At 61.0% G+C, this 8,235-nt stretch carries 7 protein-coding genes and 2 pseudogenes; 4 read left to right on the top strand and 5 right to left on the bottom strand.

From position 1 onward, the window contains the following. Positions 1-258 (top strand): exodeoxyribonuclease VII large subunit (locus E5W87_RS13410; protein WP_292397898.1); only part of this gene is annotated, 258 nt, incomplete at its 5' end. A gap of 6 nt (positions 259-264) precedes the next feature. Next, positions 265-1,337 (top strand): annotated as a pseudogene (locus tag E5W87_RS13405) (P1 family peptidase). Between the two features lie 31 nt (positions 1,338-1,368). Here E5W87_RS13405 and E5W87_RS13400 read toward each other — a convergent pair. The 5 genes from E5W87_RS13400 to E5W87_RS13380 form a co-directional block, all read right to left on the bottom strand. Continuing rightward, complete coding sequence (locus tag E5W87_RS13400) at positions 1,369-1,623, bottom strand: hypothetical protein (protein WP_292397897.1); 255 nt, start codon at positions 1,621-1,623, stop codon at positions 1,369-1,371. A 691-nt stretch (positions 1,624-2,314) separates the two neighbouring features. Continuing rightward, the gene (locus E5W87_RS13395; RefSeq protein WP_292397896.1) at positions 2,315-3,070 is read right to left on the bottom strand and encodes an ATP-binding cassette domain-containing protein; all 756 of its coding nucleotides are present in this window, start codon (positions 3,068-3,070) and stop codon (positions 2,315-2,317) included. Beyond that, entirely contained in the window at positions 3,063-4,124 is a 1,062-nt protein-coding gene (locus tag E5W87_RS13390) for a ribose ABC transporter (protein WP_292397894.1), read from the bottom strand. Before E5W87_RS13390 ends, E5W87_RS13395 begins: the two co-directional genes overlap by 8 nt. Positions 4,125-4,225: 101 nt before the next feature. After that, positions 4,226-5,206 carry an ABC transporter substrate-binding protein gene (locus tag E5W87_RS13385; protein ID WP_292397892.1) on the bottom strand — a complete coding sequence of 327 codons (981 nt, stop codon included), beginning with the start codon at positions 5,204-5,206 and terminating at the stop codon, positions 4,226-4,228. Between the two features lie 467 nt (positions 5,207-5,673). Beyond that, entirely contained in the window at positions 5,674-6,579 is a 906-nt protein-coding gene (locus tag E5W87_RS13380) for a sugar-binding transcriptional regulator (RefSeq protein WP_292397890.1), read from the bottom strand. Between the two features lie 286 nt (positions 6,580-6,865). Here E5W87_RS13380 and E5W87_RS13375 point away from each other — a divergent pair, with 286 nt between their 5' ends. Continuing rightward, positions 6,866-7,771 carry a tagatose-bisphosphate aldolase gene (locus E5W87_RS13375; RefSeq protein WP_292397888.1) on the top strand — a complete coding sequence of 302 codons (906 nt, stop codon included), beginning with the start codon at positions 6,866-6,868 and terminating at the stop codon, positions 7,769-7,771. Positions 7,772-7,921: 150 nt separating this feature from the next. Next, positions 7,922-8,235 (top strand): annotated as a pseudogene (locus tag E5W87_RS13370) (ROK family protein); the annotation flags it as partial.

Genomic DNA, 8,235 nt, shown 5'->3' with positions numbered 1-8,235 from the left:
AAACTGACCCAGGCCGACCGGCTGCTAGCGACGCTGTCGCATAAGGCGGTGCTGGCGCGGGGCTTCGCCTTGGTGAAAGACGCCGACGGTGCGGTGATCAAGCAAGCGTCGGAAGTGACGTCGGGCATGGCACTCTCACTGGAATTCGCCGACGGAACCGCCGATGCGGTTGCGACCAGCGGTGCAGCAAGACCGAAGGCAAATGCAAAGCCGGCCGCCAAAGCCAAGGAGCCTGGTAATCAAGGCTCCTTGTTCTGAGCGCGCATGACCGACAATCATCACCAGACGACACCTTCCGGCAAGCCGCGCGCAAGAGCCTTCGGCATAAGTTTTGACGGCACGCCCGGATCGTTCAACGCCATCACCGATGTGCCTGGCGTTGCGGTCGGTTATTCGACGCTGATTTCGGGCGATGGTGCGTTGGTGGTCGGTAAGGGACCGGTGCGCACCGGCGTGACCGCTATCCTGCCCAGACCGCGCGCAGATCTCGCCACGCCGGTCTTTGCCGGCATCTTCAGCCAAAACGGCAATGGCGAATTGACCGGCTCGCACATCATCGAGGAAACGGGTGCCTTCAATTTCCCGATCACTATCACCAACACGCATTCCTGCGGTGTCTCACGCGACGCAACGCTGCGCTGGATGCAGCGCGTGCTACCGGCTGCGCTCGACAGCGCCTGGGGCCTGCCGGTGGCGGCCGAAACCTATGACGGTTTCCTGAACGACATCAACGGCCACCATCTAAGCTTCGAGCATGTTGCCGCGGCACTCGATAGCGCGACCAGCGGATCGATCGAGGAAGGCAGCGTCGGCGGCGGCACCGGCATGATCGCTTTCGGTTTCAAGGCAGGCTCCGGCACGGCATCGCGCATCGTCGAATGGCACGGCCGGCGCTACACGATCGGCGCGTTCGTGCAGGCGAATTTCGGTAAGCGGAGCAATTTTGCCATTCGCGGCCTGCGCGCCGGGCCCGATCTCGTGGAACCGGCGATCCGCGAAAGCACGCCGCGCGCCGAGAAGGGCTCTATCATCGGGGTCGTCGCCACCGATGCGCCGTTTGGCTTCGGCTATCATAGCTCGGGCGATATTTTCCTGGGCTTTTCGACCGCCAACCGCGAGGCGGCACTGGCGCCGTCAGGCCGCATCGCAGCGCCGATTTTATTCCGGATACGGATATCGATCCGTTCTTCGACGCCGTGATCCAAGGTGTGGAGGAAGCGATCCTCAATGCGCTCGTCGCCAATGACGACATGACCGGGCGGGACGGCAATTTCGTGCCGGCGCTGCCGAAGGCATGGCTCAAAGGCAGATTCGGAGCGAGTCGTCAGGGGAGGTAAACTGCCTGGCGTCTTTCGCCGGGTCGGCATATCACTCGGCAGGCTTGTCCGAATTCTTTTCTTCCTCGTCGGCCTCGGCCGCCTCTTCCAGCCTCGACGCTATAAGCTCCTTGATATCGCCGACCTCTTCCTGGATGTCCTCCAGCGGTATGCCGGCCTCAGCCGCCTTGGCGGCGCATTCCCTGGCGAGGGTCTCGGCTTGCTTCTCGATCCTGTCCGGCGAGGAATGGCAGTGGACCTTTTCGCCGATCCACTCCTGCAAGAACTCGATCGCGTGTTCACTCATACTGCTGTTCCCTGGCGGCTGCGCCGGTTGGTAATCATAAACGCCGGCATCCTCGGAAAGATGCACGCTCCCATTCCAACCGAGTCGTCGTCACCCGGCAAGCCGATCTTGCCCAAGCTCCACAGAGCTGAAGGAAATCGAAGGTTCAAGGAGCACATTCTAATTCGTGAGGAGATTCTATCTTCTTGGGAGATTGGCACCGTTGGCTGGGATCATGTCCCGGATCGCACCATTGTTTCTACTTGCTTTTTTCCGGCATAATGTGGGCGCCATTCGCCGCGCGACCCTGGGTACGCGGCCAAAGTCGCCGCTATATAGTAACATCCTCATTCAATGTCGACTCTGCTCGCCATCCTGCCTCATTGTGCTGCGCCGAGCGTATCTGGATGGCATATCATCATCGGGCGGGCGAGCATATTTCGCCGGAATCGACCGATCGCATCGCGATGCCGAGCAGCGGCTAATGCATGTCGCGCAAAAGTGTGCAGCGGTTTTGCGATAACGACATGCAAAAACAACAATCTAAAGCGCGTCGCATGAGGCCAGTCGAACGCGATGCGCTTTAGACGCGGTAGCTAGGCCGGTCGCTTCTCGCCGGAGAGTTGCCGGAGGGCGGCCCACTTTGCCGGCTCGCCACCCGGGAAGCTCACTCCTCGGGAAGTGAGTTGTTTCAGCAATCGAAAAGTTCGGCCTATCCGCCAACCATGAGCTTGACGACTTCGTCATGGTTGGTTTCCGAGATCTTGCGATCGCCGGCCTGAACGCCCCGGCGCAGCACGACGATGCGGTCGGAAACGGCGAAAATGTCCTGCAGATTGTGCGAGATGAAGATCACGCCCCGGCCTTGCGCCTTGAGCTGGTGGATGAGCGAAATGACCTTGCGCTGTTCGGGAACGCCGAGGGCCGCGGTCGGTTCGTCCATGATCAGTATCTGCGCGTCCCAATAAACGGCCCGGCCGATGGCGACAGCCTGCCGTTGACCGCCCGAGAAATTGCTGACCGGGGCGTCGAGCCGGCTGACATGGAAATCCAGCCGCCCCATGGTCTGCTTGGCGGCAACCGCCATGGCCTTGCGATCGAGCACCGGCAGGAAGCCGAAGGCCTTGCGCATGGGTTCACGGCCGAGGAAGATATTGGCGCCAATCGACAAATTGTCGGCGAGAGCGAGATCCTGATAGATGGTTTCGATGCCTTTTTCGCGCGCCTCATGCGGCGTCGCAAATGTCACCGGCTGACCCCTCAGCAGAATTTCACCGCCCGTCGGCTGAAAGACGCCCGATATCGCCTTGATCAGCGTCGTCTTGCCAGCACCGTTGTCGCCCGCCAGGGCCACCACTTCGCCCGGCCGCACGACCATGGAGAAATCGTTGAGCGCCCGGACAGCGCCGAAGTGCTTGGAAAGGTTCCGGACTTCGAGAAGGGGTGTGGTTTGTTCGGAACTATTCATCCTGACGGGCTCCACTGAACCGACGCTGCGCCTGGTCGATGAGAACGGAAATGATGATGACGAAGCCGACGGCGATGAATTGCCAGAACGGTTCGACATTGACGAAAACCAGTCCGTATTGGATGACCGCGATCACCAGCGCTCCGGCGACCGTTCCGAAGATGGTGCCGGATCCGCCGAAGAGGCTGGCGCCGCCGATCACGACGGCTGCGACGCTGTCGAGCAGCAACGGCTCGCCGGCCTGTGCCGCGCCAGCAGTGAAGCGCGCTGCATAGAGCGCGCCACCGAGGCCCGCGCACATCGCCGAAAGCACATAAAGACGCAGGGTATGGCCCCTGATGTCGATGCCGGCACGACGCGCCGCCTGCACATTGGCGCCGATAGCGTAGTTGTGCTGACCGAATCGGGTCTGGCTCAGGATGTAGTGCATCACGACAACGAAAACGGCGGCGATGATGACGAGATAAGGCACACCGTAGAACCTGCCGTTGCCGAGCAGCGCGAACCAGGAATTCTGGACCGGCACCGTCGTGCCGCCGGCCAACAGGAACGCAACGCCGCGCGCCACGCCGAACATGCCAAGCGTGCCGATAAAAGGCGGAACTCTCAGGCGCGAGATCAGCAAGCCGTTGATGACGCCAGGCACGCCTGCGACAATCACGGCCGCCAGAATACCCGCCAGCATTGCCAGTGGCAGCGGGATTACGGCTCCCGCCATGTTCGTAGCGTGGGCCGCAACGACGGCCGCAAGACCCATGATGAAGCCCAGCGAGAGGTCGATGCCTCCCGAAATGATGACGAATGTCTGTCCGGTCGCAAGCAGCAACGGCGCCACAGCAAATATCGCAATGGACTGCACGTTGAACGGATTGAGCATGAAGGTCGCGCCGAAGGAGAGCCTCGACCAAACCTCGAAACAAATGATCAGGCCAGCGAGAAACAGCCAGGCGCGCCCTTCGGCGATGCGTCCGAGCCAGGTCCTGGCCGGATCACCGTGGTCGGCCTGAGGGGCGACATGGGTTCCGCTTTGCTCGGTTGGTGATGTTGAAGTCATTGATACATCCGATCCGCGGCGCGGCCTTTGTCAACAGGATCCCAGAGACCCGGCGCAGATCTCCTCCCGGCAGGCCGGAAGGAGATCAAGCTGATTTGGACTCATTCGGAATAGAGGTATTTCGAGATGTTCGGATCAGCGATGTTTGACTTGTCCATGATCGTAAAGCCGGTGCCGATCTCAACCGGGATCGACTGGCCGGTCAGGTGGGCATAGGCCGAAACGACACCAAAATAGCCGATCTCGGCCGGATGCTGGGCAATCGCAACGTCCACCAAGCCGGAGTTGATGTTGTCGGCGATGCTGACCGGTGCATCGAACGCCACGACCTTGATGGTGCCGCTTTGCCCGGCCTGCTTGACGCCGTTCGCCGCGCCGATTGCCGAGAATAGATTTGCGCCGAACACACCAACGAGATCGGAGTTGCGCGCGAACATCGCTTGCAACTGCGAGGCAGCCTTGTTGGCGTCGTCGTCGTTGAACTGGGTCTCGAGCACGGTGATGCCGGGATGGTTGGCCGCCATCTCCTTCTTAAACCCCTCTTCGCGCTGGTCGGTGGTCGAAATGCCAGGCTTGACGTTCGAAACGTAGACCTTGCCCTTGTCGCCTATGGCCTTGGCCAATGCCCGCGCGGCAATCTCGCCACCCAGAATGTTGTCCGAAGCAATATAGGACAGCGGGAAATCCGCCTCGCCGGCGCCGGTCTGATAGACGCCGTTGCCGATGAAAGTGTCGACGGTGATCACCGGGATACCGGCATCATTGGCTTTGCGCAGCGGCTCGACCAATTGAACCTTGTCGGTCGGCGCGATCAGGATCGCGTCCGGCTTCTTGGCGATGACCGCGTCAAGCACGGGGACTTGTGTTACCGGATTGAAATCCGAAGCGCCCTGGAAAACCAGATTCACGCCAAGGGCATCGGCTGCCGCCTGGGCTCCCTTGCGCATGGTGATGTAAAAGCCGTCGGTGGTAAGGCCCGGAACGAGAGCAACGGTGAACTTCTTGTCCTGCGCCAAAGCGGGCGTGATCAGCGCCGTTGCGCAGATGGCGAGAGCCGCCAAGGCGGCAACAATCTTCTTCATAACATCCTCCTCATAATTTTGGCAGATTTGCCGTTGCGATTGACGTTGAAATGGCCGTCAATTCGTTCCGGCTACGTGAAGTGCTGACGGCGAGAAATGAATTTCGCCTGCTTGCTGTTATGGGCAGCTTCCTCCCGAGCGCCCCCCAGTCGTTAGATCAGCCGGTCGAAACTCGACCAGCCTGATGCGCGCAGTCCCGTTCCTAGCCTCCGCAAGGTCGAGGGAATAGCGCCGCTCGGCGCACATGCGTGCCTAGCCGCAAAGTTGTAACACTTTGCTGAAAGAAATTGCAACCTGGTATTTCCTGGCTGGAAACGCTTTCAAACCGCACGACATCTGCCTGCTCCGCAGAGCCCCTTACGCAGACTATTGCCCCAACGCTTTGACGACACAACTGATGTTTCACGGCGGCGGGCTGGCAAGCCGCGTTTGGGGTCGATCAGGTGCGCCAATCGGCGCGCCCGCCTCTATTGAGGCAAGAGAGCCTCGAGAATGGCCTGGGCAGTCTTCGTGTCCGTTATCAGAGCATTGATAAGCCTGGCGCGGACGGCACCGATGATGGCCGTCGCCTTCTCCGGCGATGCGGCAACACCGATCACCAGGGGGACGGCTCGAAGCTGGGCCGGCGACATAGCGATCATCCGGCTCTCCCCTTCCCATGGGATAAGGGTACCTTCGGCGTCGAAATAATGCCTGATAACGTCTCCAGCCGCGTGGAACAGGGCCTGCTCGCTCAGCGTGGCCGCGCTCGCCTCAGGCGGATTGATGGCATGGGGCAAGCCGATGCCGACGATCGCAACGTCAGTCCGGTCCCAAAGCGCGACGCTGTCGCGGATGGCCGCATCGCCGAGGAAGACTTCACGCAACTCGGTGGATGGCAGATAGGGCGCATGGATGAAATGCGGCGTCCCGCCGAACTCTTCGGCGGCAAGCCGCACAAACTCGTTGATCTGAAAATGCGGTGCCTGCTGCTGCATGCCGCCGGTGGCAGCGACGGTAAGAACGCCAGGAATGCGCGGCAGGCCTGCCCCGATCACCTCGCGAATGGCGCGCCCCCAGCCAATGGCGACCACCGACCCGGCCGTCAGTTCCGCTTGCTTGAGCAAGGCGCCGAGCGGCGCTGCGAGCGCCGTCAGCGCGCCGGCTGCCGGCGTTTCGATGACCGCCGCGTCGCGAAGTCCCAGCCCTTCGACCAGTTGCGTGGTGATGCCTTCGGGGGTTGCAAGATCGAGAACCTCGATCCGCACAATGCCCTCTGCCCTCGCCCGCTGCAGGAGACGCGATATGGTCGCGGTGGAGACACCAAGCCGCCGTGCGATATCGACCTGCGACATCTCCGCCTCGTAGTGCAATTTGGCGACCGTATGCAGCATCGTCCGCGATGCGGCGGCTGCATCTTGTGCGGGAGGGACAGCCAGCTTGCAATTCCTTTCAGCAATGTGTTACATGTCGATCGACCGATGGGAGTTATCGCGCAAATTCGGCTGACTCGCAATGTGGGCCCGTTTTCACGGCAGATTGCGGGCCAAGGCCAAATTTCTCAGTTGATAGCGCATCAAAGCGGCAAAACCTCCCTGCCGACAGGCAGGTAAAAACTAGACTTTCTTGTTCCACGGATCTGCGCCCTGGTGAACGGGCGCCAACATCGGACAGAAGACCATGACAAAGATGACGACCGCAGAGTTGCGCGGCTACCAGCAGATATGCGGCAAGGACGGGGCCATGATGGCCATCGCCTGTGACCAGCGCGGCGGCATGCGGACCTTGCTTGCGTCGGACCCTGCAGAACAGGCCAAGATCACCAACGACATGCTGGGCGACACCAAGTCGGACATCACGCGATACCTCGCCAGCCAGGCATCCTGCGTGCTGCTCGACCCGCTCTGCGCTGTGCCGCGGGTTGTCGATGAAGGGGTGCTGAACCGCGATACGGCGCTGCTCATCGGCCTCGACGCCTCGGGCTTCGACGTCTCGCCTGCCGGCTACCGCCTGTCGCGCCTGGTTCCCGGCATCGACGCGCGCCGCGTCCGCGAATTCGGCGGCACCGGCGGCAAGATCATGGTCTATCTCAGGGCCGACAGGCCTGAGGCGAATGAGCACAATGTCGCCATTCTGCGCCAATGCATTGCCGACTTCGGACAAGAAGACCTTCTGCTCGTCGTCGAGTTCCTGACCTGTCAGGTCGAAGGCGAAAGCCTTGAAGACTATACGGCCAAGATCCCCTGGCTAGTCGAAGAGGGCACCCGGATTTCGCTGGAATGCGGGGCAAAGGTGCTCAAGCTGCCTTATCCCGGAACGCCGGAAGCCTGCGCCAGGATCAGCAGCATGGCTGGCGAGGTGCCATGGGCGGTCCTCTCCGCCGGCGTCAACCATGAGACTTTCCTTGGCCAGGTCGAGATCGCCATGAAGAACGGTGCGTCAGGCGTCATTGCCGGCCGGTCGCTGTGGAAGGACTGCATTTCGCTTGACCGTGACATTCAGCGGGAAAAGCTTAGGACTATCGCAGTGTCGAGATTGCGCGAGCTTCAGGCGGTGATCGGAAACTCTCGGCAGAAAGCCGCTTAGCTAGTCGGCATTCACACCAGGCACGCACGGGACGTCATGCCTCAGACCATGATCCCGAAAAGTGGGGACCGGTTTTCGGAAAAGACCATGGTCAAACAGCAAGATAGAGCCCCATTTCGATTTAGTCGAAATGGAACAGGCTCTAGTTCGATGGCCATAGGAATCGATATCGGCGGCACCAATCTGCGCGCCGCCCGCATTTCCAGCACAGGCGAAATCCTCGACCGCATTTCCGAGAAGAGCGCGCCGGACCCGGAGCTCGTGCTCTCGCGGATCGGTGAAATGGTACGCCGGCTCGATTCTCCCGAAGTTGCCGCCATCGGCATCGGCGTCCCCGGACGCGTCGATGCGCGGCTTGGCACGGTCTTGTCCGGAGGCTATGTCAACCTCGCCTCGATCCCCTTGGCGCAACGACTGGAAAGCCTGGCAGGCAAGCCCGTCTTGATCGACAATGACTGCAACAT

This window comes from Mesorhizobium sp., from assembly GCF_004962925.1.
Lineage (GTDB): Bacteria > Pseudomonadota > Alphaproteobacteria > Rhizobiales > Rhizobiaceae > Mesorhizobium.
Note: the sequence above shows the minus strand (reverse complement) of the source record. Positions and strands in the feature narration are given on the sequence as shown.